Origin of the sequence: Pseudoalteromonas sp. RW-H-Ap-1, assembly GCF_048318575.1 — a bacterium.
Taxonomy (GTDB): domain Bacteria; phylum Pseudomonadota; class Gammaproteobacteria; order Enterobacterales; family Alteromonadaceae; genus Pseudoalteromonas.
The window spans coordinates 1887140-1913638 of the sequence record NZ_CP166996.1 but is presented as its reverse complement, the minus strand read 5'-3'; the positions used below and the strand labels follow the sequence as shown (position 1 = coordinate 1913638).

Annotated in this window: 30 protein-coding genes, 2 pseudogenes and 1 riboswitch; of the genes and pseudogenes, 21 read left to right on the top strand and 11 right to left on the bottom strand. The window is 39.0% G+C overall.

The window, feature by feature from the left end; translation table 11 throughout:
* Positions 1-3: 3 nt before the first annotated feature.
* Positions 4-1275, bottom strand: coding sequence for a hypothetical protein (locus AB8618_RS09070; RefSeq protein ID WP_413402334.1), 1272 nt, complete (start codon positions 1273-1275; stop codon positions 4-6).
* A gap of 196 nt (positions 1276-1471) precedes the next feature.
* Here AB8618_RS09070 and nhaD point away from each other — a divergent pair, with 196 nt between their 5' ends.
* Positions 1472-2719 carry a sodium:proton antiporter NhaD gene (gene nhaD, locus AB8618_RS09065; RefSeq protein WP_413402332.1) on the top strand — a complete coding sequence of 416 codons (1248 nt, stop codon included), beginning with the start codon at positions 1472-1474 and terminating at the stop codon, positions 2717-2719.
* A gap of 98 nt (positions 2720-2817) precedes the next feature.
* Positions 2818-2990, top strand: a riboswitch (Lysine riboswitch).
* A 75-nt stretch (positions 2991-3065) separates the two neighbouring features.
* Complete coding sequence (gene lysC, locus AB8618_RS09060) at positions 3066-4457, top strand: lysine-sensitive aspartokinase 3 (protein ID WP_413402330.1); 1392 nt, start codon at positions 3066-3068, stop codon at positions 4455-4457.
* Here the strand turns inward: lysC and AB8618_RS09055 are convergent.
* Positions 4431-5188 (bottom strand): annotated as a pseudogene (locus AB8618_RS09055) (4'-phosphopantetheinyl transferase family protein). The gene lysC and the pseudogene AB8618_RS09055 overlap by 27 nt on opposite strands.
* Before the next feature lie 166 nt (positions 5189-5354).
* On the opposite strand from AB8618_RS09055, the gene AB8618_RS09050 reads away from it, so the two are divergent.
* Positions 5355-6677: a sodium-dependent transporter gene (locus tag AB8618_RS09050; RefSeq protein ID WP_413402326.1), complete on the top strand. Its 1323-nt coding sequence runs from the start codon at positions 5355-5357 to the stop codon at positions 6675-6677.
* Between the two features lie 85 nt (positions 6678-6762).
* On the opposite strand, the gene AB8618_RS09045 is transcribed toward AB8618_RS09050, so the two are convergent.
* Both AB8618_RS09045 and AB8618_RS09040 read right to left on the bottom strand, forming a co-directional pair.
* Entirely contained in the window at positions 6763-7743 is a 981-nt protein-coding gene (locus tag AB8618_RS09045) for a 2-hydroxyacid dehydrogenase (protein WP_413402324.1), read from the bottom strand.
* Positions 7744-7826: 83 nt separating this feature from the next.
* Positions 7827-8348 carry a glutathione peroxidase gene (locus AB8618_RS09040; protein ID WP_413402322.1) on the bottom strand — a complete coding sequence of 174 codons (522 nt, stop codon included), beginning with the start codon at positions 8346-8348 and terminating at the stop codon, positions 7827-7829.
* A gap of 120 nt (positions 8349-8468) precedes the next feature.
* Between AB8618_RS09040 and AB8618_RS09035 the strand changes: the two genes are divergently transcribed.
* Complete coding sequence (locus tag AB8618_RS09035) at positions 8469-9350, top strand: NAD(P)-dependent oxidoreductase (RefSeq protein ID WP_413402320.1); 882 nt, start codon at positions 8469-8471, stop codon at positions 9348-9350.
* A 213-nt stretch (positions 9351-9563) separates the two neighbouring features.
* On the opposite strand, the pseudogene sbcB reads toward AB8618_RS09035, so the two are convergent.
* Positions 9564-11014, bottom strand: a pseudogene (sbcB, locus tag AB8618_RS09030) (exodeoxyribonuclease I).
* A 138-nt stretch (positions 11015-11152) separates the two neighbouring features.
* On the opposite strand from sbcB, the gene AB8618_RS09025 reads away from it, so the two are divergent.
* From AB8618_RS09025 to AB8618_RS09005, 5 genes are all read left to right on the top strand, one after another.
* Positions 11153-12370 carry a tyrosine-type recombinase/integrase gene (locus tag AB8618_RS09025; protein WP_409423306.1) on the top strand — a complete coding sequence of 406 codons (1218 nt, stop codon included), beginning with the start codon at positions 11153-11155 and terminating at the stop codon, positions 12368-12370.
* 21 nt (positions 12371-12391) lie between these two features.
* Positions 12392-12682: a hypothetical protein gene (locus tag AB8618_RS09020; RefSeq protein ID WP_413402317.1), complete on the top strand. Its 291-nt coding sequence runs from the start codon at positions 12392-12394 to the stop codon at positions 12680-12682.
* A 143-nt stretch (positions 12683-12825) separates the two neighbouring features.
* A complete protein-coding gene (locus AB8618_RS09015) occupies positions 12826-13215 on the top strand; it encodes an acetyltransferase (RefSeq protein ID WP_409423304.1) in 390 nt (129 codons plus the stop codon).
* Positions 13216-13240: 25 nt separating this feature from the next.
* Complete coding sequence (locus AB8618_RS09010) at positions 13241-13387, top strand: hypothetical protein (RefSeq protein ID WP_409423303.1); 147 nt, start codon at positions 13241-13243, stop codon at positions 13385-13387.
* An 88-nt stretch (positions 13388-13475) separates the two neighbouring features.
* The gene (locus tag AB8618_RS09005; protein WP_409423302.1) at positions 13476-13940 is read left to right on the top strand and encodes a hypothetical protein; all 465 of its coding nucleotides are present in this window, start codon (positions 13476-13478) and stop codon (positions 13938-13940) included.
* A gap of 30 nt (positions 13941-13970) precedes the next feature.
* Here the strand turns inward: AB8618_RS09005 and AB8618_RS09000 are convergent, their stop codons facing one another.
* Positions 13971-15014, bottom strand: coding sequence for a putative phage abortive infection protein (locus AB8618_RS09000; protein WP_409423301.1), 1044 nt, complete (start codon positions 15012-15014; stop codon positions 13971-13973).
* Positions 15015-15149: 135 nt separating this feature from the next.
* On the opposite strand from AB8618_RS09000, the gene AB8618_RS08995 reads away from it, so the two are divergent.
* Complete coding sequence (locus AB8618_RS08995) at positions 15150-15974, top strand: hypothetical protein (RefSeq protein WP_409423300.1); 825 nt, start codon at positions 15150-15152, stop codon at positions 15972-15974.
* 50 nt (positions 15975-16024) lie between these two features.
* Here the strand turns inward: AB8618_RS08995 and AB8618_RS08990 are convergent, their stop codons facing one another.
* Entirely contained in the window at positions 16025-16792 is a 768-nt protein-coding gene (locus AB8618_RS08990) for a toll/interleukin-1 receptor domain-containing protein (protein WP_409423299.1), read from the bottom strand.
* Between the two features lie 76 nt (positions 16793-16868).
* Positions 16869-17495: a LexA family protein gene (locus AB8618_RS08985; protein WP_409423298.1), complete on the bottom strand. Its 627-nt coding sequence runs from the start codon at positions 17493-17495 to the stop codon at positions 16869-16871.
* 181 nt (positions 17496-17676) lie between these two features.
* On the opposite strand from AB8618_RS08985, the gene AB8618_RS08980 reads away from it, so the two are divergent.
* From AB8618_RS08980 to AB8618_RS08945, 8 genes are read left to right on the top strand one after another with little or no spacing between them, the layout of a single operon-like run.
* The gene (locus AB8618_RS08980) at positions 17677-17895 is read left to right on the top strand and encodes a YdaS family helix-turn-helix protein (protein ID WP_409423297.1); all 219 of its coding nucleotides are present in this window, start codon (positions 17677-17679) and stop codon (positions 17893-17895) included.
* The gene (locus AB8618_RS08975; RefSeq protein WP_409423296.1) at positions 17892-18185 is read left to right on the top strand and encodes a helix-turn-helix transcriptional regulator; all 294 of its coding nucleotides are present in this window, start codon (positions 17892-17894) and stop codon (positions 18183-18185) included. Before AB8618_RS08980 ends, AB8618_RS08975 begins: the two co-directional genes overlap by 4 nt.
* Before the next feature lie 9 nt (positions 18186-18194).
* On the top strand, positions 18195-18599 hold the full coding sequence (locus AB8618_RS08970) for a hypothetical protein (protein ID WP_409423295.1): 405 nt from the start codon (positions 18195-18197) through the stop codon (positions 18597-18599).
* Positions 18600-18608: 9 nt separating this feature from the next.
* Positions 18609-19208, top strand: a complete 600-nt coding sequence (locus AB8618_RS08965; protein WP_409423294.1) for a DNA N-6-adenine-methyltransferase — start codon at positions 18609-18611, stop codon at positions 19206-19208.
* Between the two features lie 30 nt (positions 19209-19238).
* Positions 19239-19514 (top strand): hypothetical protein, encoded by a 276-nt coding sequence (locus tag AB8618_RS08960; protein WP_409423293.1) that lies wholly within the window; start codon positions 19239-19241, stop codon positions 19512-19514.
* A gap of 4 nt (positions 19515-19518) precedes the next feature.
* On the top strand, positions 19519-19755 hold the full coding sequence (locus tag AB8618_RS08955) for a hypothetical protein (RefSeq protein WP_409423292.1): 237 nt from the start codon (positions 19519-19521) through the stop codon (positions 19753-19755).
* Positions 19731-22271, top strand: a complete 2541-nt coding sequence (locus AB8618_RS08950) for a replication endonuclease (protein ID WP_409423291.1) — start codon at positions 19731-19733, stop codon at positions 22269-22271. The genes AB8618_RS08955 and AB8618_RS08950 overlap by 25 nt, the downstream gene beginning before the upstream one ends.
* A gap of 8 nt (positions 22272-22279) precedes the next feature.
* A complete protein-coding gene (locus AB8618_RS08945) occupies positions 22280-22588 on the top strand; it encodes a hypothetical protein (RefSeq protein WP_409423290.1) in 309 nt (102 codons plus the stop codon).
* Between the two features lie 121 nt (positions 22589-22709).
* Here the strand turns inward: AB8618_RS08945 and AB8618_RS08940 are convergent, their stop codons facing one another.
* Together AB8618_RS08940 and AB8618_RS08935 are read right to left on the bottom strand one after the other, a co-directional pair.
* Positions 22710-23291, bottom strand: coding sequence for a hypothetical protein (locus AB8618_RS08940; protein WP_409423289.1), 582 nt, complete (start codon positions 23289-23291; stop codon positions 22710-22712).
* Positions 23292-23349: 58 nt separating this feature from the next.
* Complete coding sequence (locus AB8618_RS08935) at positions 23350-23595, bottom strand: ogr/Delta-like zinc finger family protein (RefSeq protein WP_409423288.1); 246 nt, start codon at positions 23593-23595, stop codon at positions 23350-23352.
* A gap of 343 nt (positions 23596-23938) precedes the next feature.
* Here AB8618_RS08935 and AB8618_RS08930 point away from each other — a divergent pair, with 343 nt between their 5' ends.
* Positions 23939-24142: a hypothetical protein gene (locus tag AB8618_RS08930; RefSeq protein WP_409423287.1), complete on the top strand. Its 204-nt coding sequence runs from the start codon at positions 23939-23941 to the stop codon at positions 24140-24142.
* Positions 24143-24588: 446 nt separating this feature from the next.
* Here the strand turns inward: AB8618_RS08930 and AB8618_RS08925 are convergent, their stop codons facing one another.
* A complete protein-coding gene (locus tag AB8618_RS08925) occupies positions 24589-25632 on the bottom strand; it encodes an IS110 family transposase (protein ID WP_409423286.1) in 1044 nt (347 codons plus the stop codon).
* Positions 25633-25888: 256 nt separating this feature from the next.
* On the opposite strand from AB8618_RS08925, the gene AB8618_RS08920 reads away from it, so the two are divergent.
* Both AB8618_RS08920 and AB8618_RS08915 read left to right on the top strand, forming a co-directional pair.
* Positions 25889-26311, top strand: a complete 423-nt coding sequence (locus AB8618_RS08920) for a hypothetical protein (RefSeq protein WP_149614061.1) — start codon at positions 25889-25891, stop codon at positions 26309-26311.
* 2 nt (positions 26312-26313) lie between these two features.
* A complete protein-coding gene (locus tag AB8618_RS08915) occupies positions 26314-26487 on the top strand; it encodes a hypothetical protein (protein WP_008135644.1) in 174 nt (57 codons plus the stop codon).
* Positions 26488-26499 lie beyond the last annotated feature (12 nt).

Here is a 26499-nt window from a genome sequence, read left to right as displayed (position 1 = left end):
TGATTACTCGTGCTCGGCTTTATCAGCCTGAGACTCTGAATTAAAGGGATACAAATTAAAGTGCTGGCCTGCAATGTTAACGCGGGCTTTTTTATCGCTTTGGCTAATTTCTAGGGTGCTATCGCTTACCAACTTTTGATACAAAAACAGCATTTCATCGGCTTCAAGCTCAGGATAGCTTTCATCTAAAAATTGCAGCAAAGGCTGTGGTTTTTTACGCTGCTTTTTAAAGCGTTTGGTAAATTGCGCTTTTACATCGTGGTAGTCAGGAATGTTTGGCGTGACAAAAGCGGGCACATCATTTTGTTCTGGTAGCTGATATTCGTGGTGTTCAAACTCAGCTAGGCTTGCCATATAGGCAACGATATGACGCTGTTGGCCCAATGAATACTTTTGCGCATCGCTTACAAAATGGGGTTGTACGGCGCTGAGCATATTATCCACCCCGTTTTTACGAATTAGCCCTAAAACTTTTGCCGCTTGGCGGGTAATAAGGTTATTACGGCGCAACTCTTCACGCAGTGGCATTAGCATGTCGGCACTTTTACGTAAGCTTGTGCGACCAACTAGGTGCATTTCGAGAATACGGGTACGTAATTGCTCAAGCATACGTTTATCACTGTACGCTTTACCTGAGCGTTCAATATATTCTATTTGGGTGCTAATTTGCTGCTCAATTAGAGTAAAACAGGCATGAAAGTCGCCTCTAATATCGACCATTTCCAGCATGGGTTCTATGTATTCATCAAACGCTTCTATCACGGCTTTATAGCGCTTTTGCAGCGATTGCACCGCGTTATTAGATTTAGCCTGCTCAACAATATTTAAGATGGCGTTTTCGTTGTGTAAAAACAGTTTAATTATTTTACGAACCCGATCATCCATAATGCGGCTAAAACGGCGTAAATCATCAAAATCTTCCATTTCACCGGCATTAGATAGCCGATTACCTAAGCGAGCTAAATCATCAACCAATACACTAATTTCTTGTGCTAAGCCTAAATGCTCTTCTTGCAGTAAAAAGGTAGCAAAATCAGCAATGGCACGGTTAATTTCTAGTTGTGACGATTTAGCCAAGGGAATAATGATTTCTTGATTTAATAACCGATTGGTTTCTTTATAAATGCGCTCATTATTCCACGTCGGTTGCTTTTGTTTTATGGCATTTTGAAGATCTTTAATACTAAAGTCGGCCATTTTAAAGCGTTTAAATAATAGCTCTAATACACCCCAATGCTCAGTGAGGGTATTTAGTAGCTTTTTAGCTGGGATCATAAGGCGTTACAACATCCTAGTATTCGTTATTTTATATTTCTTGAACTTATATGGTATTCGTTTTTGCGACGATTTAATAATAGTTTTTACACCCGCTTAGTGATAGTATCCGCGCCGAATATAGGCACATAGAATATGTGGGTATATTTTTTACATGGTTTCAATTTTTACTTAACCCCGAAGGTTGTTTAATATCATGGTTTCCTTGATTATCCTGACGCTGATAGCGATTGCATTCTTGCTTATCGTTATTGAGGATGTGATTCACGTAAACAAAGCCAAAACGACATTATTTTTTGGTACGCTTTGTTGGATTATCTCCTTTATTTTTCCTCTTAATGGGCAAAGCCCCGAAACGATTCAAACCCTCCTAGACCACAATATTTTAGAAATTGCTTCCTTATGGCTGTTTTTAATGGCCGCAATGACCTTTGTTGCCTATTTAAACTCCAAAGGACTCATCGAAAATGTTGTGAACCGGATTATGCCAACCAGCATTAGTGAGCGAAAGCTGATGTTTTTGGTGGGGAGTTTTGCATTCGTATTTTCATCTATTTCCGACAACGTTACAGCCACATTGATTTCCTTGGCAGTGATTATGTCATTAAAGCTTGAAGCCAAAAAATTAGTTAAATACGCCACCTTAATTGTATTTGCAGTGAACTCCGGCGGTGTTTCACTTATAACGGGTGATGTAACCACGTTAATGATTTTCCTTGATGGTAAAGTTACTATTAGTCACTTATTACTGTTAATTGTGCCTGCATTATTAAGTGTATTATTACTGGCTACCTTGTTATCAATTGGTATGAACAAGCAGTTAGAGTTTAAAAAGACTAAATTTAAACGCATTGAAAAAACCGACATTACTATCGCTGTTATTTTCTTCACTACCGTTATTTCTACCCTTACTTTAAGTGTTTTATACAGTGTGCCGCCATTACTTACCTTTTTACTCGGCCTGTCTATTATGTTTTTAGTCGCACAATTTTTAATGCGCAAAAAAGACATCAATAAAGATATGATCGACTTTATACGTGACATAGAGTACGACACCTTATTGTTTTTTGTGGGGGTGTTATTACTTGTTGGTGCGTTAAAAGAAGTCGGCGTACTGAGCCAATTTACTAATTTGTATACAGTAATGGCGCCAGAGTACGCTAACTACTTAATGGGTATTTTATCGGCCGGTGTTGATAATGTGCCACTAACGGCTGCGTTACTAAAAGCCGACATTGTAATGAGTCAACAGCATTGGTTGTCGTTTACGTATGCAACCGGTGTGGGTGGTTCAATGCTGATCATTGGTTCGGCGGCTGGTATTATTGCTATGAGTAAGGTTAAAGAACTTACTTTTGCAAGTTACCTTCGTTTGTCGTTGTATTTGTTAGTGTGTTACACCTTTGGTTATGCTGGCTCTTACTTTATGGGTAGTTTTATATGATTTTATAATAAAACGACTTGACAGCTAGACGTCTAAACGATAACTTTCAAAACCGCACTCTTAGTGCGGTTTTGTTTTATTAGCCACTGGTTAATAATACATTCAGAAGAGGTGCGATACTTAGGTACTTAATGCGAGGCAACGACAGCCTACGACCATTAAGGAGGGAAGTATTCGCCGAGGAAAATAATGGGTCGTTACCATTGTTTTTCGGTTTATGGGGCTGAATCCTCAAAACTGTCACCAATTTAGGTGGAGAGCTTCTGGCAGTAGATTTTTCTTATCTTTATTTCCTGCCAAGTTCTTCTTGTTTTATTGCGGTTTGGATGCCGCGAAAGGAGACGAAATGACTACCCAATCAGTGCCACAAGGTTTACAGAGCACAAAATCAGATTACATTGTTGCCAAATTTGGTGGCACCAGCGTGGCTAATTTTGAGGCCATGAGCCGTTGTAGCGAAATCATTGTAAACGATAACAGCGTTCGAATTGTTGCAGTGAGCGCCAGCGCCGGTGTAACTAATCACTTGGTGGCACTTTGTAAAGCGGATATTGATGCCGCTGAACGTCAACAGCATATTGACGGTGTACTTGCTATTCAACAGTCAATTTTAAGTGAGCTGACTCTAGATAATGATTTAGCGCTTGGTTTTAATAACACCCTCGATGAATTTCAAACTCTGGCACATCAGATACTGACAACAGAGCAGCAACACGATGAGCTACTCAGCTTTGGCGAGCGTTTATCGTCGTATTTATTTACTCAAGTATTGCGCTTAAAGGGCTTAAATTCGCAGCGTTTTGATGTTCGCCAGGTGCTTAAAACCGATAGCCAATTTGGTAAAGCCACGCCTAATGTAGCCGCCACAGCGCTTGCAGCTAAAGAGCATTTAATTCCTTTACTAGAGAACACGGTTATTGTTACTCAGGGCTTTATTGGCAGTGATGAAAACAATGTAACCACCACATTGGGTCGCGGTGGCTCTGATTACAGTGCCGCCTTGTTAGCTGAAGCAATCAACGCTAAAAGTGTGCATATTTGGACTGACGTAGTGGGGATTTTTAGTACCGATCCGCGTTTGTGTGCTAAAGCGACACCTATTGCGCGTTTAAGCTTTGATGAAGCGGCAGAAATGGCCACTTTTGGCGCTAAAGTGCTGCATCCAGCTACAATTTTGCCAGCCAGTCGCAGTCATATAAATGTGTTTGTTGGCTCAAGCACAGAGCCAGAGCGTGGGGGCACTTGGATTGAGCGAGAAAAATCGCAGCTACCTGGTATTCGTGCGGTCACGCAACGTAAAAACCAAATACTACTGACCTTAAAAAGCCCTGAAATGCTATTAGCGAGTGGTTTTTTAGCTCGCATTTTTACTATTTTAAGTGAATGTAATATTTCGGTAGATTTGGTTACCACATCTGAAATTAGTGTAGCAATTACCCTTGATAATGCGCCTAATGCATCACGTCCAGAGCTAGATCAAGAATGCTTAGATAAACTTGCTGAGTTTTGCCATGTATCAGTTGAGAACAATTTAACCCTAGTGGCACTTATTGGGTCTGAAATTGTATTGCGTCAGCACGAAATGAATTTAATGCAGGTGTTGAGCGAATTTAACATTCGTCTTATTTGCCATGGTGCGAGTAAACACAACCTGTGCTTTTTAGTTGAGCAAAGTGAGTCTGATGCTGTGGTTCAAGCTATTCATAGCCGACTACTTGAAGGCGAGCTGGCTGCTTAACGCTGAAAATGAGATAAATGAGCATCGCCAGTCGGTGCTTTTTTTGCCACAACGCTTATATCAAATTGCTCGTTTACATCATTTGTTAATGTGGTGCTGGTTGCACTTAATTGCGTGTTGCCAAGCTCACAAAATACATTAGGGTTTAATAGCTGGGCAATAGGGCGGCTGGTTGCTTTTGCTAATGCTTCTTTTAACGTCCAAAGTCTAAAAAATGTCGCCGCTTTAGAAGCTGTGTACGGTTGCTTAGTTATAAGTGCCACTTCTGCAGCATCATAAAAGTGCTTTGCGAGTTTTTCAAATGGCCGTTTTAAACTGATTTTTTCTATATCAAAACCAAATAGCGAATTATTGATATTTAGCGCCACGCCTACCAAACCATGAGAGTGTGACACACAGCAACTATACATCTGGTTATTATTTATATTTAGCTCAAGCTTACTGGTTTGTTGATTAAATTCAGAGCTGATGTTGCTCAGCGCTATATTACTGCTGCTAGGTAATACACTTTTGACTAAATATTTTAGTAACAGCCGCGTTGCTACATATTCTTGCTTTGCTTGGGGCGTTTTACGACGCGCGATGACACTTAATTCAAACGGGCTTAAAAACTGTGTAAGTGTTAGCTCATCAACCTGCAATTGGCTGGCATCAAATAATAAAATGGTGTGGTTATTATTCTCAGCAAGCGGTGTTTGTAATAACTGATTGTCGAAGTAAGCTGAACTCATTATTGCTCGTTAAAAGTGAATACCGATTACATAGTTATCGTCATAAGCTGGATAGTTTGTGAGCGGTTGTTTGCTGTTATGTGCGCTAAGTACATTTTTATTACTCAGTCGCCCTTAAATATGGTTTAATTCACATTCGATAAAATAATAACAGATTTGTAGGTGTATGACACAAGTGCGTGATGGTTTTCAAAGTCGACTTGGTTTTGTATTGGCAGCAGCCGGTGCTGCGGTAGGTTTAGGCAATATATGGGGTTTTCCTACACAGGCTGCTAATCATGGTGGCGGCGCATTTTTATTGGTGTACTTTATTGTTATTTTTTTGCTAGCGCTTCCCGCGTTATACACCGAGCTGTATTTAGGCTACAAAGCCCAAGCTAATCCGGTTAAAGCGCTAGGCCAAGCATGGCAGGACCATGCGCCTAAAGTTGGCGCTGCTGCAGGTTATATAGGCTTAGCAGGCGCAATAGTCATGTTAAGTTTTTATTCAATAGTGGCAGGTTGGATGCTTTCTTACGCCATAGAGCCTATAACCACCTTTTTAGGTATGCAGAGCTTGAGTGAGTTTTTACATAGCGACTCTATGCTACGTAATTTTATATTTACGCCGCTGATGCTTATTTTAACCGCCAGTATTATTTTAAAAGGGGTTAAATCAGGAATTGAAACCTGGTCGCGCCGTTTAATGCCATTATTACTTGTTTTACTAGTTGGCCTAATTGCTTACATTGCTACCTTAGAGGGTGCCAGCGAAGGATTTGCGGCCTATTTAGTGCCTGACTTTAGTAAAATACTCGACCCCGATTTAATTATTGCCGCAATGGGGCAAGCGTTTTTCTCATTATCACTGGGTGTAGGCTGTATGATGATTTATGGCTCTTATTTAAAGCCCGGCGCTAACTTACCAAAATTGACTGCAAGTGTTGCCTTACTCGACACCAGCGTGGCATTTTTAGCTGGGCTATTAATTATACCGGCTATATATGTAGCACAGTTCAATGGCGTTGAAGTATTTAGCAACGGCAAATTAATTGGTGAAGGGCAACTTATTTTTGCCATATTACCTGAGTTATTTGGCACTATGGGTGAAATTGGTTTATTGGTTGGCTTACTATTTTTTGTGTTGATGTCGATTGCCTCAGTTACATCAACCATTTCATCGACTGAAATTCCGGTGGCTTTCTTAGTAGAAAACCACAGTGTTGATAGAACCAAAGCTACATGGGCCGTTAGCGCCATTGTATTTGTTTGTGCCAGTACTATTATTGTTAATTTTGATTGGCTATTTGGTTTGGTTATTATGGTATTTACCCAATACCAACTACCGCTGATGGGACTATTTTACTTTGTTACAGTAGGCTGGTTATGGCAGCGTGGTAATAAGCTTCATCAAGCAAGTTCTGGTGCACATTATTGGTTTGCTCAGTACATTCGATTTGTCTGCCCAGTGCTAATGACCTTAGTATTTGCAAACGTTGCGTTTGGCTAGAACGCAATAATAACTAATCTGTTATTGATAACAAAAAAAGCGAACACTATATTTTGTTCGCTTTTTTGCTTTTTGTTTAGCCGCGCTATAGCACTTCGTTTGTTAAGCTATTTCCTTGAGTAACCTCAAATGCATTTTGTAAGGTGATATTGGCAATTTCTGTAAGCGCTTCTTGAGTAAAAAAGCCTTGATGGCCGGTGATCAATACATTTTTAAAGCTCACCAAGCGAGAGAAAATATCGTCTTGGTTTATATCGTCACTGTGGTTTTTAAAAAACAGCTCTGATTCTTGCTCGTACACATCAAGCCCTAAATAACCTAGTTTTTGTGATTTAAGTGCCTTAATACACGCTTTACTATTAACCAATGCACCGCGCGAGGTGTTTATTAGCATAACTCCTGTTTTCATCGCTGCAAATGCGTCATCGTCTATTAAATGATGGGTGTGCTCGTTTAACGGGCAATGCAAAGAAATGATATCGCTTTGTGTAAGCAGGGTGTTTAAATCAGTAATTGTGTAATTACCAGCTTGTGCATTAGGATCGCATACTAAAATGTGAGCGCCAAAACCGGTTAATATATTACACAATGCTTGGCCAATTTTACCGCAGCCAATAATACCCACCGTTTTATTATGCAAGTTAAAGCCAAGTAAGCCGTTCAAGTCAAAATTGTCTTCACGTACGCGGTTATAAGCTTTATGGGTTTTACGGCTAAGTGTAAGCATAAGTGCAATACAATGCTCTGCGACTGCCTCAGGGCTGTAAGCCGGAACGCGCAGAACACGCATACCATGCTGTTTAGCAGCGGCTAAATCTACATTATTAAAACCCGCACAACGCAGCAAAATGGTGTTAACCCCAAATTTAGCCAGTTGCTCAATAACCGCTTTATCTACCGAATCGTTAACAAATACGCATACAGCATCAAATTCTTTAGCTAAAACCGCAGTGTGCATCGATAAACTTTGCTCAAAATAGGTAATAGCGATGTTAGAAAAGCCAGTTAAGCTTTGTTCGAAAAAAGGGCGCTCGTATTTTTGAGCACTAAAAAAAGCAATTTTCATTTATTACTATCCTACTAACTTAGTCGGCTAGGTGAAAACCAAGCCTAGTTACATCTACCATAAACCATTTTTATTATAGATGCCTAACCAAAACGAGTGTTTGCTGTTTTTATAATCGGTGTTGACCCTAAACTACTTCTAATTACACTATGAAGTGACTCCGGTTTAGTACGCGGCGCATAGCGCGCAATTAGTTGTCCTTGCGCATTAATTAAAAATTTAGTGAAGTTCCACTTTATTGCACGGTTTTGTGCAATTCCACGCGTATGTGATTTTAAATAACTAAACAAGGGGTGCGTATCGGGGCCATTCACCATGACCTTGTCAAATACTTCAAAATTAATTGCAAAGTGCTTTTGATAGTAATCTTTTATTGCTATCCCCTCTAATGGTTCGTTTTTATCAAACTGATTGCATGGAAAGGCTAAAATAGTAAACCCATCGTTTTTGTATTGTTGGTATAGCTTTTCAAGCGCACATAATTGCGCCGAAAAATGACATTTGCTTGCTGTATTTACGATAAGAACCGTTTTTCCTTTTAACTGGCTCAAAGGAAAATCACTATTATTACAAAGTTGTGCGTTAAATTGATAAATGCTATCCATAGGTTACCTACCTAATTTCCTTATGCGGGAAATTTTAAAAGACTTTCATTCGCTTTTTTAGCGGCCGATTGACATAATCGAGCTTATGTTTCTAAGTTATCAGTTAAATAGGTCATTTTTATGTCAGTTAAAATTGCATTTATAGGTTTAGGCGTAATGGGTTACCCAATGGCGGGGCATTTAGCAAAAGCAGGGCACAGCGTATGTGTTTATAACCGCACGGTAGCTAAAGCACAAAAATGGGTCGAAGATTTTAACGGCAGCTTTGCACCTACCCCGCGTGAAGCCGCAAATGGTGCCGACATGGTATTTATGTGTGTAGGTAATGACGACGATTTACGTTCAGTAGTATACGGTAATGACGGTGTGCTAGCGGGCATGCACGAAAACACAACTTTAATCGACCACACAACTACCTCAGCAGAAGTGGCACGTGAAGTAGCTGCAAAAGCGGCTTTACAGCATATCGACTTTATTGATGCGCCAGTATCGGGCGGCCAAGCTGGTGCCGAAAATGGGGTATTAACCGTGATGGCCGGTGGCAACGAAGCGGTATTTGCTAAAGCACAACCTATCATGGCGGCATTTAGCCGTTTTAGTCAGCTTTTAGGCGAAGCGGGCTCAGGGCAATTATGTAAAATGGTTAATCAAATTTGTATTGCTGGTGTGGTGCAAGGGTTAGCTGAGGGCTTACATTTTGCTAATCAAGCAGGCCTTGATGGCGAAAAAGTAATAGAAACCATTTCTAAAGGCGCAGCCGGTTCGTGGCAAATGGAAAACCGCTACAAAACAATGTGGGCAGGCGAGTACGAATTTGGGTTTGCCGTAGATTGGATGCGTAAAGACTTAGGTATTGCCCTAGATGAAGCTAAAAATAACGGTGCAACTCTGCCAATGACCGCAACGGTTGATCAATATTACGCTGATGTACAAGCCTTAGGTGGCGGCAGATATGATACTTCAAGCTTATTAGCGCGCATAGAAGCACTGCATAAAAAGTAATGTAATTGGTAAAAGTAAATTATTCATAAAGATGATAAGAAACGCTGCGCTTTTAGAGGAAGTGCTAAACATAAAAAATGAATGTTGGTTTTATGTTTTCTCATGCACTTCTTTTGTTGAGATAGTTTTTTTGGTTTTTTACCTAGTAACAAAAAACGCGACACTTTTTTGCTAAAGGGTCGCGTTTTTATGTATTATATAAACTACAGCAAATTACATACTTTGCGCGTAGTTATATAAAGCTTTTAAAATTGTAAGATTTTTTTCGCTGTCATCATGTTCATGCGCTAGGTTTTCAAGGGTGATCATAAAATCTTGTGCGCTGATTGATGGCTGATCTTCGCCATGCATTAACTTGCTTTGGCAATATTGGCGCCATTGATCAAGCTCTTGCTGGTTGAGCGTTTGCGGCCAATTTCGGGCGCGGTACCTAAACAGTAAAGTATTAAATTTAGGATCTTCAAATTCAAGTTTTAAGCTTGCTAAGTCTTCAGGTTTTGCATCACGAATAATCGCAAATTTTGCTTTATCAGCATGGCTAGTAAAGCCATCATAAAGTAAATAATCCACATTTGTGGTCGCGCTGTAATCGCCTTGCTCATTAAATACTTCAGTGACTTTATCACGTAGCTCGGTATTGGCTTTTAAAATGGCTAAATTAGCCAAGCATTGTTCACGGTCAATACCCAAGCGAGCAGCGTTTTCAGGCAGTAGTGTTTTAGCTGGCGCTAAAATAGGGCACTTGTTTAAATGCACCAATTTTAAACCTACCGGTAAATCACCTTCCGCTAAATCTATACGTTTGGTGTATAAGCGTTTACGTAATTCTTCCACATTTAAATCAAGTAATACCTGTGGGTTTTGGGTTAAATCAAAACAAATAACCGCGTTTTTATTTACCGGGTGAAAACTCATAGGTGCTACCCAAGTGGTACAACCTTGTGTTGCTGGAATACGAGACGAGGTGTGCACTAATGGGGTCATATTAAACACATCAACCATTTCAGCGAGTGCTTTTTTACCGCGAAGACTAAAAAAGAATTGGTACAGTTTAGGCTGCTTCTCTTTAATTAGCTTTGCCAGTGCAATGGTGGCGGTTACATCACTTAATGCGTCGTGCGCAGCGGCATGTTCAATACCATTAGCGACGGTTAAATGCTCAAGCTTAAAGCTAGGGCTGCCATCTTCTTTTAATGGCCACTCAATGCCTTCAGGGCGCAGTGCATAGCAGGCACGTACTAGATCTATAATATCCCAACGGCTGTTATTGTTTTTATATTCACGTTCGTACGGGTCGTAAAAGTTACGATAAAAGCTATATCGGCTTACTTCATCATCAAAGCGAATACTGTTATAACCAGCTACACAGGTATTGGGTACGCTAAATTCTGCATGAATTTTAGCTATAAACTCAGCCTCAACTAAGCCTTTTTGCATCGCCACTTGTGGAGTAATACCGGTAATTAAACACGCTTCAGGATGCGGTAAATAATCCGCTTGCGGCTTACAGTACTCAATAAGCGGCTCGCCAATTATATTTAAATCAAGATCGGTGCGAACACCGGCAAACTGACTCGGCTTATCTTTTTGTGGGCTTGCCCCCAGGTCTCGTAGTCGTGCCAGTAGATTGTTGCTTGGTTTTCGTAGTATGTTGGTTCGCTCATTCTCTCTCTTGGCCCTTTATTTATGCGGGTTTTACTTTCTTTTATGTTTGTTGTTATATTTTTGAGTGCGTTGTAATATCTGCATTGTGTGTATAAAATAGTGTATAAAATTTTCGCTAAGTGTGTATAAAATATTAAATGGCAATCAGTGACACTAAATTAAGAAAGCTGCTAGGTAAAAATCAAACACCCTGCGTATTATCGCATAGAGATAGTTTAAGTGTAAGGGTGTCAGCTAAAGGCGTAATCACATGGCAATATCGTTGTCGTGTAGGTGGTAAACAAGTGATAATATCGCTTGGCCGTTATCCAGGGCTCAGCATAAAAGAAGCGCAAGACTACATACCTCATTTTCAAAACTGGATAAGCCAAGACAAAGACCCACGCCTCGAACTTAAACTCATGCGAAACAATGCCAAAGGTTTACCTACAATGGCAGATGTTGCAGCAAAGTGGTTAGCTAAAAAAGTACCTGATCTAAAAGAAAAAACACAAACGCTATACAAAAACCAAGTTGGCAAATGGATTGTGCCAATCCTAGATGATAAAAATATGCCAATTGATTTAATGACCATTAAAGATTGGATAACCTACTTTGATGACGTAAAAAAATTAGGCAGTGCTAAAACAGCCGGTACTATATTGGTACGTATCAAGTCGATTATTGGCTGGGCTGAAAAGCGTGGTGAAGTAAAACCATTTAACCCCGTACTAACTCTAAATATAAATGATGTAGGAGAGCAAGCATCAGTAGGGCAGCGAGTGATGCGCTTTGATGAAATTGCAAAGTTATGGATTCAAATCGAAAGCTCAAAAGCTACGCCAGCAACCAAAGCATGTTTGCAGTTAATTTATATAACAGGCGCAAGGCAATCAGAGGTTCGTTTAGCCAAGTGGGAACATTTTGACTTTGATAATAACATTTGGACGGTACCGCCAGAAAACTCCAAAACAAATAAAGCAATCCGCCGGCCAATATCAATCAAGGTAAAAAACATCTTAGATACTCTTGCTATGGTCTATGGCCGTAACGGTTATTTAATACCTGGCAGTAACCCGCATAAACCAATGACTACCCATAGCATTAATCGTTATTGCTGTCGAATGTGGGATCACTTGTTTGAAAAATACAAAATGCCCAAGTTTCTACCGCACGATGCACGCCGTTCTTTATCTACATTACTGAGTGAAAACGGTGTAGCGCCGCATGTGACCGAAAAAATGTTAGGCCACACAATGCGTGGAGTAATGGCTGTATATAACAAACATGATTGGATAAAAGAACAGTCAGAAGGGTACGAGCTATATTGTGGATTAATAGATGAAGCAATAAAAACAGAGTTGCAAAAGAAATAATACAACAGAATACGCAAATGTATGGATGCATACATAATTATTGACATAACCGTCAATAGCTTTATTATATTACAGTGCATGCAAAATTATGCACACAGCAAAAAAGGTTATCAAAACGGCATTAAGGAGCTTGTTATGGCTACCACGTCATTTGAAAAAAACTTTGTAGTAACAGACCAAAACGCAATCCAAGCGTTTAAAGAAAACTGCAAAAAAGCCCATAAAGTTACAACTAATAACCGTAACCATGAGGCAGATAGGGTAAAAGGAATTGCGTTATTAAGACAACGATTGTCCAGCTCTCAGAGCTAATAAAGGAGTTTGATGCACCCCAACTACATCAACTCCTTTCTAGTTTTTGTAGTACAAAAAACACAGATGTTGAAGCATTCCTAAATGATCAGAATAAAGCTATTCGCCTCGAAAATGCGTCTAAATCACGCACCTATTTAATATTGGATGATGGTAGCGGCCAAATACTTGCCTATTTTTCATTGTCTATCAAAGAAGTCTCACTGAATCAAAATAACGAAACTAAAATAAGTAAAGGTCTGCGGAAAAAGCTTGACGGAATTTGTAAAAATAGTGAACGTGTAAATGCTTACCTTATAGGTCAGATAGGTAAAAATGATTCAGTAGCAGATAATCAAATAAACTTACCGTATATTCTCGAAGAAGCCTACACAATTATAGATAAAGCAAACCAACTTGTGGGTGGCAGGGTAATAATATTAGAGTGTGAAAAAGCTGAAAAGCTAGTAGCATTATATCAAAATAATGGATTTAATATCCTTATTGATAATCCTGCAGAGCGACTTATCACAATGTATATTTGTGTTAGGTAGAATGAATAACCCGGAAGATAAGCTCATGAAAACCACATCGCAATTTTTAGGTTTATTAGATGAAGATATAAGAGTGGGAAATGTTAAAAAAATACCCGATTCAGTACTCAATAGAATAAACGCTATTAAGCAAAAGGCACATTTAGCTAGAACTAAAAAAACAAAACTGTGAGCCCGTTTAGTACGGGCTTTTTTATGCTTATTTTCCTATGTGCAATAATCTATGTAGTATAAGTCCTAGGCTAAAAAGAGCTACTCCTATGAAAATATTTTTCTCTATAATACTTGTAGCGTTAATAATTTATTCCCACATTTATGATTTTCAGCAGAGGATACTGTATATAAGTGTCGATTCGTTTAATTTGTTGCCCGGTTCTGATAAGTCTGTCGTTGTCTCGTTTGGTAAAAATGACAACGACTTTCATGCGTTTGCTATAAAAAAGAAAGATATAAAGCAGGGTGTTGAGCTTGTATCAAACTCAAAAAATAACCCTAACTTTTCTGTATTTGGTGACGTAGAGGGTGAAGCGCTTGTTCGGTCAAAACAGGTAGAAACATTCGCTAAAGTTAAAGTTTTGAGTGTGGATAAGCAAAACCAAAGGGCGGTGTTTTTAGTTGAAGCTAATTTATTAAACATAAATACCAATGAGCTTAATAAATTAGATAGAACAAAAGTGATTGTGAAAGGGGAGCCTTTTCTAAAGCTAATGTATCCTTTTGATTAATTTAAAGCCCGGAAGGTGCGGGCTATAATTTTAATCTCTTAAGAAGTGCTTTCTTTCAAAATACTCATTCATTTTTCTATTTTTACCGAACGCAGACTTTACGAGCTTGTTGTTCTCATCAAATTTTATAAACCTTTCAATGTTATCAATTGTAAAGTCAATTTTAGGATTATTAACCCTGAACCTATTTTGCACTTCAAGGTAGCAAATATCTAAGTGTTCTAAAACTTCAAATTCAATTACAAGTTTTCTAAATTCCCCATCGTCCGTACCTACACGCAAACAATTAAGTATAAGTAAAGAAAGTTCTTGGTTTGTTAATTGCGACCTTAAAATATTGCTGTAGTTCTTTTTGTATTGATAACTAAACTGAGTATCGTTAATCAGTTTTAGCATTTGGTATAAGTGAATAAAGTAAGTTGATAGTAAATGACCATGGATTGGATAAATATGCGAAAAAGTCGATAAACTTTGTGCTACCTCTACTTTCTCATTTTTTAGTGCATCTTCCGGTGGGCTATTGATAATTTTGATTAATACGTTTACAGCCTCAGCGCCTTCATGATTTTTTGTTTTATTATAATTTATATTATGGCTATATAGATCAGCAATTGTTTGGATAATTTCAGATTTTGAAAGCTTGATTCTATTGAGGTTCTTACTATGTAATTCCAACATATTAAAAAACGTAGTCTCAAAGCTTTGCACCGCCAATAAGCTTGCTTGTTCCTCTAAAGCTTTTGATGAATTAGTGAGTTCGTTACGGGTAAGTTCTAACTCTCTATTACTCACTTGAAGCGCTCTTTCATTTTGTTCTATTGCTTTGATGCCTTGTTCTATGGCCTTTTCACTTTGCTCTAGCGCTTGTTTATTTTGCATTAAAGTATGGGCAATTAAAATTAGGCTGAATAGGGCGAACATAGGGTTTAGTACACCACCAAAAAAGTCGCCAACCGCACCCCAATTACCAATGTTAGATGCGAACCCGAATCCAAAATGAGAGATAAATATACTAATAGCTGTCAATGCAGCGATAGACGCGGCTATACAAATGCCTATTGTGAGTTTTTTCATATTGTTTTACTCAGCTGAATTATATCAAAAATTTTATGCAGTATAGCATTAGCTGTATAAATACCCAGCTTGTTGAAAACTGAACGATAACTTAACCTATTCAATCGCAACGTTATGGAAAATAAAAGGAATAACATGGTTAATATAATAGGTTGGGCTTTGGGTGTACTATCTGTTTTTTCAGTAGGTATGTATTTTGAAAAAGGTGAGTTTTTAGCCGGATTTATTTGTGTATTTGCAGTAGGTCTTACAATACCGCCTATGCTAAACAAAATTAATAACACTAACAAACAAAAAGCAGAAGAAAAAGGTAAGCAATATAATGATATAACCCAAAAGTCTGGGAATATAGCGGGTATTATTATATTTATAGTTGCTGCAATAATTGGTGGTGACGCGAGTAGTACATCAGTTGAAGTTACCAAAACAATAACCTACAAAGTAGTTGGTGAGCGAGATTTCAGTTTTAACGGTCGTAAACGTGTAGGTGTTTATGTGTTTGCACCAGATGCAACAACAAAAGAAGAGCGTGCGGCAGTGGTAAAGCAAGCCGCGCTAGATTTGCAAAGTAAAACCAATGCCGATTTTGCCGATGCGATTTTGGAAGTGGCAGATTTTGCTTATGGTACTGGTAATGTGCTTGCAATGGCTGATTACGCCCCAGATGGATGTGGAACGAGTGGTAAAGATTGTAATGGCAATAAGTGGAGTATACTTGCTAGTGATGCTCAAGTGCCTGCGTTGCAAATAAAAGTACTAAGACAATGGGAAGCACTAAAAAGCACATACCAAGGTAGTAAAGGCTATCTAGATTTAGAGGACGAAGCCAAGTTAAGTAATGCAATAGCTAAAAAGCTCAATATCAAGGTTGAAGATGTAAGGTTACCCATGGTTGCTGGCTCAGCTAAAAGCATTACGGGTGAGTTGAATGGCTCAATAAAAGTTACGAAATCCAATTAAATTACAAACAATATAAAGCCCGCATTTAGCGGGCTTCTTGTAATTATAATCTATTCCGTAATCCAACCCTGTTCAATTGCATTTAACTTAGCCTTATCAGTTACAGAGTAAACTTGGACGATACTACCCATTACGTTACGAAATGTGCTCTGAATAAATCCATTTTCCTTCAGATCAGATATGTATATTTCAGAAAAGATTTTTGAGCAACCAAGCATACGAGCAAGATCTTCAAAGTACAAATAATCAGTTCCTTGATTATAAATTTTAATCATCTCTTTAAGCAGTTCCATTTTTTTGTCTGATACACTTTCTGCAGGTTTCTCAACTACTGATTCAAATGGATTATTACCAACAGGTGGTTCTTTAAATAAAGGAGCTTGATGAATCTCACGTAAAAGGTTGTCAAATTGTAATTCATATTCATCTTCGCGAGAAAAATTGATATGCGCACGAGTTTGTACAAATGTAGGTGTATTATGAGTGCCGTTTTGACGAATCAGAGGAATGACTTTATTGCTATCAATATTAGTCATATATTCAGCAGTCATAATCATTTTCTCATATCCAACCCCGCCCAAACCGCTGTTAGCTTTACTGACGTAATTGTCAGTACATACCATAATAATACGGTCAGACTCAGCGACACTTGTTTCCATAAAGCCGCCCAGGTCATCACCAAGGCCTACGCGAAATTGATCTAAGATTGCATCAACACCAGCATTACGCAAACGTTGAGCTAACTCTAGAACCCATTTTTTATGGGCTTGTGTGTCATGGGAATATGAAATAAATACTTTAGGTACATTAACACTCATGAAACTTCCTTATAACTGTTGTTGTGAATTAGATTTTTAGTTTTGAATATTATTAATGAGTTCTTACTCGTTTTATTTAAAGCGACTTACCCGTAAAAATAACTTTTCCAACCAATGTGCAATTGCCATTAATTGGGATTAATTGCTCTGGCCAGTTGGGGTTGACGGCTTTTAGGAATTTGTGGCCACCTTCGATTATTAGTTGTTTAAACGTGGCTTGGTTGTCGTCGTCTAGGCGGGCTACTACGTAGGAACCGTGGATGCACTCGGCTTCAGGGTCTACAAAAATTAAATCACCTTCATCAAACTTTGGCTCCATGCTAATGCCTTGCACTTTTAATACAAACGTAAGATCACTGCAATTAACAGGGCACATAAAACGTTCTGCATCATAAGCTTTAATTTCTGTTATTTCAGACCATGCACCTGCTTGCACCCAGCTAATTAGTGGGGCGGTGGCTTTAATAGTTGGCCCTGGTGATACGTTGCTGTTGATGTTTTTGTTGTCAGCGATACCAAACTGTAAAAACTCAGGCGTGCATTCTAATGCTCGAGCTAAAGCCTCAATATTACGTGGGTTTTTAGTATCACCACGCTCTATTTTTTGAATAGAAGTTTGTGCAGTTCCAACTAAATCCGCAAGTTGGTATTGAGTTAATCCTAGCACTTTACGACGTTCCTTTACTCTTTTTGCAATATCCATATTAATCCTTTTAATTAATTTAATAACTATAAGTAATCTGTTAGGAAGATTATCACAACTTTAAGTTATCTCAGTCAAATTACTTATAGGGGTTTTATTGATTACCTAAAGTAATAAAATGAATTGACAATAACTTTTAGGGATCTTAAGATTACTTAAAGTAATCTTAATCGAGGTTTTTATGTCATCTATTGAAAAAGCAGTAGGCCTAATTGGTGGGCAAACAAAGTTAGCTCGACTTTTAGGTACTCAACAAACCGCTGTTTGGAATTGGGTAAATAGACACGGCCAAGCCCCAGCGAAATACATCCCCCGTATTTCTGAACTAACCAACGGTGAAGTATCGGTAAACGATTTACTGGCCGATCACCAAAAAGCAAACAAGGAAGATGCAGCATGAGCACTGAACAACAAATCATCTTATTAGATATTCACCCAGAGGCAAAAGCGGTGTTGTTTGCGTTACTGCAAGAAAACAACCAGCTACGCGCTGAGCTTGAAGAACAAAAAGACCGCCTAGTAAATACCCGTGAAGCCATGGAAGTAATGGGCTGTGCTCACGCTAAGTTTTGGAAACTCAATAAGCTAGATGGCTTTCCAAAGCCAGTTCAGTTTGGCAAGAGTAATTATTACCGCATAAACGAGCTAATAGCGTTTAGAACAAAGCACCAACAGCAAGTAAATAACTAGGAGCAAACCATGGCAAATGCATTAGTTAAACAAACCAATAACGCACAACCTGCGCCATTAAAAGCAGTAGAAGGGCGCCACATACCAAAAGGCTTAGCTGAAATAAAAGCATTAATGAGCGATAGAACGCGCACACCAGGTTATGTGTTTAATGCCGTTTTAACTGCTAAGCAACGCAAAATAGTGTGTATTGCTGCAGGGCTTAAACAGCGACATATAGAAATGAGCTTTTATCAGTTTAATTTTCAAGAGCGTGAAGCAGTGCGCAAAGGCATTTTAGCACTGCAAGACATTGTTGCTGCTTTTACTGAAGCCAACGTGCTTGGTCGCGAAAATTTTGAAAGAACCCCGCCTAAGTTTGATGTTGTTCCGCACTTAGTTGAACAGTTAAAAACTGATTCACAAGCACACTAAGGAGCGGCCATGACTCCCGACCAGTTAATCAATCAAGACAGTGGCAATGTTGAGTTTTACACGCCTGATAAGGTTTTACAGTATGTGCACCAGATGTTTCCGGTTATTGATTTAGATCCTGCAAGTAATGCCATTGCCAATAAGTCAGTAAAAGCGGCGCATTACTTCACTAAAGAAGATGATGCATTAACACAAAATTGGATAGGCGAAACAGTTTGGTTAAATCACCCATTTAATAAAGGCGAGCTGGCATGCAAACCAAAGTGCGTTAAAAAAATATGTAACGACCCGAGCTACCATAAGTATCGCGGCCACTGCATAACCGAAGACATAGCCAGCAACGGTGATTGGGTTGACTACTACTTAGAGCAATTTGCGCTAGGTCACTTTAAAGAAGCAATGAACATCACCTTTGTTAATAGCTCAGAATCATGGTGCCAAAAGTTATTAAACGCAGGTTTAAGCTGCTTTATTGATGGACGCACACATTTTAACGACCCACAAGGCAATGTAAAAAAAGGCGCACCAAAAGGCTGCTTCATTACCTACCTTGGCGATAGAACCGACGAGTTCCGCAAAATATTCTCAGCGCTTGGCGTTGTGAAATAACAACCAACAACCCCCAAAGGAATACTAAAAATGACCACTATCAAAGACCAAGATCTATCTAAAAAACAGTTAATACTGAATATTGTTGAACACGCTATTGAGCAAGCCAATTTTACTATCCGTCTTTTAAACAAACGTAGCACCGTACACATGCTAATACAGTGCGAAGACACGCTAACCGACTTGCTACCAATCGTAAAACTGATTGCTGATGATGATGTTAATTTTGAACGAGCATACAGCCTAATGAGCATTGCATTAAATGCCGTACAAACTGGTGACGAGCCAATGGAAATAGAGCTGTAGCGACGTGGCTAATCCAATCCCGCTCGACCTTGACGCCCTTAACCTATCAAGCATAGCTAAGGGCTTAATTTCGTCTATTACTGATATTGACGACTTTAATTACCTTGCTAGCAACTTGGAAAAGGTGCCTGTGTCGCTGCAAAGTCGCATGGCCCGTAAATACATTGATCGTTACACCGAAAAAAAGCGGGGAGCCAGTTCCGCGCTAATACATGGATGCGCCGTACCATTGCGCGGTTAAAACCCCGTTTTGGTGTACTACTCAGTATTACTCACAATATGCCATTGCCATGGCATATTCTAAGTAGTGTTGAAAAAACTAAAAAGCATGCAGGCACCCTTGCATTAGAGTGCCTTGAAAAAGCACTTGATGTAAGTGAACAAAACCAGCATTTACCGTATGAAAAAATAGTACGCCTTACCTACGAAGGGGTTGCAGGGTATGCCAAACAATTTGGCGTCAACGTGCCATTTTACGACATGCGCGAAGACGACTTGCCGCAAGCCTGTTTTGAAATTGCTTTACTTAAACTGCAATGCGATAAATGGTGGGCTCGACAATTAAAAACTCTACGTAAACAGTTTTTAGAATTACTAGAAATTGCCACCGGCCAAGTGGGTAAAGACCTTTACTACGACAAAAAAAGCCAGAAACCTAAACGCCGTGGTATTAGCCCGTATTCATCAAAACAAGCTCAACGAGAATTTAGCTTTGCCCAAGCCAGTGGTCGCCAGTTCCTTGAAATGATGGAACTACAAAGCAGCGACGGCGATGTAATTAACTTAATTGAAGCCGTAAAAAGCGGCATGGCAAACCCCGCAAACCGCCGTAATGAGTTAATGCTACGAATACGTGAAACTGAAGAGCTAGCCGATGAAATGGGCTATGTTGCTATGTTTTACACCATTACATGCCCTGCGCGTTTTCATGCCAATGCAAGTACGTGGGACGGTTCAACCCCTAAAGATGCACAAAACTATTTAACTACCACATGGGCACGTGCGCGTTCAAAGTTAAACCGCCGTGAACTTAAGTACTTTGGTGTGCGAGTAGTTGAACCACATGCCGACGGATGCCCGCACTGGCACATGATGCTATTCATGCCAAAAAACAAACTTCAAGAAATCAACGCTATTTTGCGTTGGTACTTTATTCAAGAAGACAAAAACGAGCTTTACGATCGTTATGGCCCCGAGCTTACCCGCGCCAAAGTATTTAATAAATTTGTAGATATAAACACCCATGGTACGCACATTAAAACAGTAGAAGCCTGCGTTAAATACCATGCAGGCACTGAGAAAACCAAGTTATTTAAAATCTATAAACAAAAGCGCAGCGAATGGGGCTTTGCTAAAAAGAAAGCCAACGAAGTAGCCATACAACGCAATAAAGAAGAGGCCGAAAAAGCCAAGGTTGAAAAAAGAGAACCTAAAAAGTTTAAGGCGAAAAACCATAAAGCGCCGACCAAATTTTACCGTACTTTTAGCCCACGCTTTGACGCTGTCAAACTTGATAAAAGCAAGGGCAGTGCAGCAGCATACATTGCTAAATACATCAGTAAAAATATTGATGGCTACATGCTGACCGATCATGTTGACGCCGACACAGGCGAAAACCTGCAAGAGCAAGCTAACCCCGTTTTAGCCTGGGCAAGTACATGGAATATTCGCCAGTTTCAATTTCAAGGTTCGCCAAGCGTTACGGTTTGGCGAGAGCTTCGCCGTATGCCAAAAGGCAAACCAATTAAAGACGAAATTATAGAGCCTATTCGTTACGCGGCAGATAACGCCAACTGGAAAGACTACGTAAAACTACAGGGCGGTATGTGTATTGGCCGAGCCGCTAACTTTAAATCAATGTACGAAGATACCCCCATGGGCAACGACTACGCCGAAGTAGTGCGCCGCATTAAAGGTGTTGTAACCAACATTGATTACAAAGCCATGCTTACACGTTTGTTTAACAACGTACATAACGTAACGGATGCAACCAGCTTAAAAACCCGCCTTATCGAATGGACAAGACAACTCAAAGGTACAGCAGAAAAACTCGCAGCTAAGGCTAGCACCAACGTCGGCGCAGCCGACCTATCTTGGTCTAGTGGTAATAACTGTACGCCTATAGCCGTGGGCTCTAGCGCCGAGTTAATACTTGATATGGTGGGGTGTGACAAAAAAGATATTGAAGAGGTTAAAAAGGATCTAAATAGCGGTAAGAGGATCGCTGTAAATGGGCAAACTTACGTAGTGCAAGATGGTGTTCTACAGATTTGGGATGATAAAGCGCAAATTAAAGAGCTGCGACGCCAGTCTATTGAATCAATGGCGCATAACGAAGCCCAAAACGATGCAATCTTATCTAGTGATAGCGCACCAACTCAATGCAATAATATGTTCTACTCATTTACAGAGACGCAGATTTCATCGCTTGAAAATGGCGATACAGTGATCAGTAACGGCCGAGTATATTTCACAAGAGGGTTAGACCTTTATAGTTTTGAAAAATTGGATTTAGAACAGCCAAAAGCAGCTATTAAAATACAAGTAACAGAAAAACACTACCAGGCCGCACGCGAACAATACGATTTAGCAAGTCAGTTCGCCTCGGTTGATGGCCGTTCTTTACCAAATTCAACAAAATTTAAAAAAGGTCATGCTGACGTAATTGGTGATCTTGATTTAGCTAGATTAGTATTGAGCGGTGAAGCAACAGCAATTAGCGACAACGACTGGTATGCAATGGATTTAATGGCATAGGAGATAATATGGATTACAACAATATATTAAAAATAAAACAGGCACGCTCAAACCAGTTAGTTAACTCAGTATTAGAGCTTCATGCAAACGGTCATAAACAAGCAAAATTGTGTATAAATTGTAAGTTTGCCTTTCCTAAAGTAATGGAGAGGTGCTCATATTGCTTTTATCCAAAAGCAGAAACCATAAAGCTTGATGATGAATATATAGAAAAATTAGCAAATAGATATTGGCAGCTACGGTATGCAGAGTTATCGCTACAAGCTCTAGAAAAAGTAGATTTTAAGTTAGGAGCAAACGGAAGAGGTGATCTATGAACCTAATAGTTAAGCGCTCTAATTGGACATATCAATCAGTTGTGATAATCAAACAAGGTAGCGCATCAGCGACAACGATTGGTGGACACCAGGCTTAATGGCGTAAATGAATAAAAGCTAGTTAAAGTTCAAATGGACTTTGGGTTAAAGAAACTATTTGTTCTCTTGGTATTATTATAGTCTTACCGTTTTCATTATTGATTTTTTTATATAAGAAAACGTATTGCCCACTCGCTGATATCATTATTATATCTTTAGAATTTTTTGATATTAGTGATTCATCTTTTAATTTCAATTTTACATAAAAAGGGTGTTGTTGTTTGATATCATCTGCGTGTTTATCAGCCTGGCGTTCTATATAGAGCTTTAAACTAATTAAAATAAGAAGAGGTATAAAAAAATTAAAAAGCATCGTGAAGCAAAGTGTTTTTTTCATTGCAAGAGCCTTTTGAAGGCACCCAATGAGTATTAAGCCTATTAACGCCAAAAAGTATATATAAGGGATCCATGGTTTTTTAAAAGCAGAAAGTAAAAAATCAGTAGAGTTAGAAAACATTATAATACTGATATAGAAGTGTCTTAATAAGGTGTACTCATATACAAAACCTAAAATAGGGAATAGTGCTGCAATAACAACTGTAACAATAATGAAATGTTCAGAGATAATTTCAAAGTAGTGTTTACTTAAAGGTATTTTACCCATCTGCAAGAATCCTTCTTAATTTTAAGTAAATGTTAACATTAGTAGATGCAGATATCGACTAAATTTCAACCAACTCTAATTGTTGTTCTCGAGGCAGATTTTTAATCAGAGCTGCGGCCAGTTCTTGCGTGCTTTTAACTGGGGGGTTTAAGAAGTGATCAAACGACTGGGTAATACGGAACGTCGCCCCGCACTCTTTAGTGTTAGTACACGAGCAATATAAATTAACTACATGGGCGCTTTGCTTTTCGCGTGATGTAATAGTTGCTTTAGCTTCGCAATTTGGACAAGTAACCCGCGCCATAATATTCACCAATCATTAATAAAATACACTGTCATTATATACAGTGGTTTGTTGCGTGACAAATAACCATTTAACTATTAGCTGAGAATCAAAAAGCTAAAAAATTCACTCCTCCTCGCCTTCCGCCTTCGTGCAAAAAATGCGTCAAATTGACAACCCCAGTGACATAGTGTTTTTAGCTAGACCTTATTGCTAAAGGATCTGAAAAGAAGTTAAAAAGGATCATAATGTCAAAAGTGTGACAAGCTTTGACAAAAAGTGACAGCAAAAAGATCAAATAGGTGGTGATTTACTTAATATTGAAATATTATAAATTTATTATCAGTTAAGTGATAAATAAATTATGAAATATTTATACAAAGGCTCACAAACCCAAGAGCGATTAGATGTACTTTTATCGTTTAGTAAAAGTACCAGCGAAGATATAAAAGCGGCTCTCAGTGATTACTTGGTTCGTGGCATTAGCAAAACCAATGCAGCAACACTTAACTTTGTACCAGCACCAAATTTAACACATATGAGCCTTAACTCTGTCAATAGGCATTAGTGTTCTTTTTGACCGTTTTTATAAATTGACGGTCAATTCTAAACCAATAAACAAATTCGTTTACTTCGTCTGTCGATACGGCTGTTAAGCAAGTAGCTTACGGCAAACACATATAGAGGCTCTCTTATTGCGATCTCATCGCAGCCAGGTTTTTCCCATATCCTTTTGGGGTTGCTGGGGCACTAGACATTCATCGGTTAACCTCATCATGGCACTATTCAAGGCGGCTGGTTTCATCATTATGATCCAGTTAGTTTCAGGCTCAAGTCAGGTGTAAGCGACTTTGTTTATTGTATTAATGCACGCGTACTGAGCGTCTAATCAAGACAAGTGGCTTAGGTCTGTAGGCATATAATCAGGTTAAACCTTGTTGGTTATTAACTCACCCAATTGATTGATGCTCAGCCTTATATCCAGTTAGATGTTCAGCTCACTCAGTACCGTGACTAACTCTTTAAGAATTTTGCTTCATCGAATACCGTCTCTTTTTTAAGCATATAATAAACACAGCGACCAAGCTTATGCGCAAGCGCTGACAGTGCTTTGGCTTTGCTCATTCGTTTTTGTAGTTTTTCGAGGTATTTGTTGGCGTTATGATTGTGACGCAGCAGTAATACAGCGGCTTCGGAGAACGCCCATTTTAGATGTGCATTGCCAATTTTGTTACCTTGGGTGCCATAGGTTTTGCCGGCAGACTCTGCTTTACATTTGACTAACCGACTATATGAAGCGAACTTTTGTACGCTTGAAAAACGATTGATGTCACCAATTTCATAAATAATGGTAAGTGCGAGAATGCGGCCTATACCACTAATTGTTTGCAAGATATTAAGGTGGACAGGGTTGTGTTGCTTGGCCATTTGTTCAATATAATGCTCTAAAGGCTTAAGCTCATTGTGATAGCAATCGAGTATGGCCATATTTAAATTAATAGATCGTTGCACAACGGGGTCAGGGAAGTAATAGCGCATCTTTTCTCTGTCGCAGACGTTCTTTAAATTCACGTTGTGGGCAGGTAAATTGTACTGGCTGGCGGTATTGGCGACATGGGCTTTTAAATCAGCGCCGTGGCGAACAATTTTAGTTCTTCGGCGTAATAAGTCGCGCGTAGCACGCATATCTTTGTCATACACATAAGCAAGTGGGAAGTTTCCCCCTCGGATGAGTTTGGCAATTTTATATGAATCTATTTTATCGTTTTTGGCTTTACCGCCATGAATCGCCTTCATATATAACGCATGACCGAGAATAAAGTCGATAGTGTGTTCTTTACAAAAGTCAGCGACCCAATACCAGCAATGCATGCATTCTACGCCAACCACAATGTCACCGGTATACGGTTTAAGTAGTTTTAGTAGTGCTTCTGGGTCATCTTTAATTTTCTTGTGAACAAGGATAAGTCCTGTATTATCAATGATACAGACGTAAAGTAATCGCGCGTGTAAATCGATTCCACAATAATATGGATGCATGTTATTGTAAAAGTTCATTGAGCTTTCTCCTGTAAGGTTGGTTGCCTTTTCAGCGTAGCGAATAATCGCGATGCTGGGGAGGAGGCTCAATGAGTATCAAGGGCACTTAAGCGACTGGAAGTTGTGGCAGAAAAAGCTGAGAAACTAAAAGAGATAGATTGGTCTAGTAAACTTGATTAAGTAAATGGTTGAATTATTTTACGCCTAGATATTCTCATTAATCTGATGTAACTTAATTAACGATTTTAAAAACACAATCATAAGGAATTTGATTATGCATACACCAATCCAATTTTATGTCACCTTGCCATTTGACCTTTTTCGACTTGGCCGTAAAACAAAAGCTAAGTTTGATTATATCCGAACTACACCACCAAGAGAGGAAGAACAAACTTGGGATGTAAGAGTTTACAAAAAGAATGATATTGACTTTGTTGACAGTAAATCGGGTGGCTTATCGCTATTTAATTACAGAAACCCTAAATTTGGTACGCTGTGGTGGAAGTTACCAGCCAAGTCTAAAATGCCGCAAGGTCTGCATGTTTCACTTGATGATGGGGGATCTCTAGGTAAAAACCATTTTACTATTCGCCCTTTATACGATATGCCTGTGACTCTGTACTTAGATAAGTTAAATCAGTTAGACTCAATGGCTATCCCTTGTTTTATCGGTATACCAAATAAAGATGTAGGATAATTATGTTTTCACAATTAGAGCTTAGATTAATTAAAAGTACTCTTAAAAGCAGGGTTGAAAAAGAAACAGTAGAGCTTAAACAGCTTGATGAAGATAGCGATGAATATATGGAAAAGGCTAATGATTTAATGGTGCTTGATACATTAATTTCTAAAATTGATAAATCGCAAAATTAAAGCTTGAGGGCG

Coding starts and splice junctions, on each gene's coding strand:
- AB8618_RS09000 (WP_409423301.1), bottom strand. CDS start 15,014: ATGAAAAAACTCACAATAGGCATTTGTATAGCCGCGTCTATCGCTGCA.
- AB8618_RS08950 (WP_409423291.1), top strand. CDS start 19,731: ATGCGCCGTACCATTGCGCGGTTAAAACCCCGTTTTGGTGTACTACTC.
- AB8618_RS09070 (WP_413402334.1), bottom strand. CDS start 1,275: ATGATCCCAGCTAAAAAGCTACTAAATACCCTCACTGAGCATTGGGGT.
- lysC (WP_413402330.1), top strand. CDS start 3,066: ATGACTACCCAATCAGTGCCACAAGGTTTACAGAGCACAAAATCAGAT.
- AB8618_RS08995 (WP_409423300.1), top strand. CDS start 15,150: ATGGTTAATATAATAGGTTGGGCTTTGGGTGTACTATCTGTTTTTTCA.
- AB8618_RS08925 (WP_409423286.1), bottom strand. CDS start 25,632: ATGAACTTTTACAATAACATGCATCCATATTATTGTGGAATCGATTTA.
- AB8618_RS08990 (WP_409423299.1), bottom strand. CDS start 16,792: ATGAGTGTTAATGTACCTAAAGTATTTATTTCATATTCCCATGACACA.
- AB8618_RS08945 (WP_409423290.1), top strand. CDS start 22,280: ATGGATTACAACAATATATTAAAAATAAAACAGGCACGCTCAAACCAG.
- AB8618_RS08970 (WP_409423295.1), top strand. CDS start 18,195: ATGGCAAATGCATTAGTTAAACAAACCAATAACGCACAACCTGCGCCA.
- AB8618_RS09010 (WP_409423303.1), top strand. CDS start 13,241: ATGAAAACCACATCGCAATTTTTAGGTTTATTAGATGAAGATATAAGA.
- AB8618_RS08915 (WP_008135644.1), top strand. CDS start 26,314: ATGTTTTCACAATTAGAGCTTAGATTAATTAAAAGTACTCTTAAAAGC.
- AB8618_RS09025 (WP_409423306.1), top strand. CDS start 11,153: ATGGCAATCAGTGACACTAAATTAAGAAAGCTGCTAGGTAAAAATCAA.
- AB8618_RS08960 (WP_409423293.1), top strand. CDS start 19,239: ATGACCACTATCAAAGACCAAGATCTATCTAAAAAACAGTTAATACTG.
- AB8618_RS08980 (WP_409423297.1), top strand. CDS start 17,677: ATGTCATCTATTGAAAAAGCAGTAGGCCTAATTGGTGGGCAAACAAAG.
- AB8618_RS09035 (WP_413402320.1), top strand. CDS start 8,469: ATGTCAGTTAAAATTGCATTTATAGGTTTAGGCGTAATGGGTTACCCA.
- AB8618_RS08930 (WP_409423287.1), top strand. CDS start 23,939: ATGAAATATTTATACAAAGGCTCACAAACCCAAGAGCGATTAGATGTA.
- AB8618_RS08965 (WP_409423294.1), top strand. CDS start 18,609: ATGACTCCCGACCAGTTAATCAATCAAGACAGTGGCAATGTTGAGTTT.
- AB8618_RS08940 (WP_409423289.1), bottom strand. CDS start 23,291: ATGGGTAAAATACCTTTAAGTAAACACTACTTTGAAATTATCTCTGAA.
- AB8618_RS09040 (WP_413402322.1), bottom strand. CDS start 8,348: ATGGATAGCATTTATCAATTTAACGCACAACTTTGTAATAATAGTGAT.
- AB8618_RS09020 (WP_413402317.1), top strand. CDS start 12,392: ATGGATGCATACATAATTATTGACATAACCGTCAATAGCTTTATTATA.
- AB8618_RS09050 (WP_413402326.1), top strand. CDS start 5,355: ATGACACAAGTGCGTGATGGTTTTCAAAGTCGACTTGGTTTTGTATTG.
- nhaD (WP_413402332.1), top strand. CDS start 1,472: ATGGTTTCCTTGATTATCCTGACGCTGATAGCGATTGCATTCTTGCTT.
- AB8618_RS08935 (WP_409423288.1), bottom strand. CDS start 23,595: ATGGCGCGGGTTACTTGTCCAAATTGCGAAGCTAAAGCAACTATTACA.
- AB8618_RS08920 (WP_149614061.1), top strand. CDS start 25,889: ATGCATACACCAATCCAATTTTATGTCACCTTGCCATTTGACCTTTTT.
- AB8618_RS09005 (WP_409423302.1), top strand. CDS start 13,476: ATGAAAATATTTTTCTCTATAATACTTGTAGCGTTAATAATTTATTCC.
- AB8618_RS09045 (WP_413402324.1), bottom strand. CDS start 7,743: ATGAAAATTGCTTTTTTTAGTGCTCAAAAATACGAGCGCCCTTTTTTC.
- AB8618_RS08975 (WP_409423296.1), top strand. CDS start 17,892: ATGAGCACTGAACAACAAATCATCTTATTAGATATTCACCCAGAGGCA.
- AB8618_RS08985 (WP_409423298.1), bottom strand. CDS start 17,495: ATGGATATTGCAAAAAGAGTAAAGGAACGTCGTAAAGTGCTAGGATTA.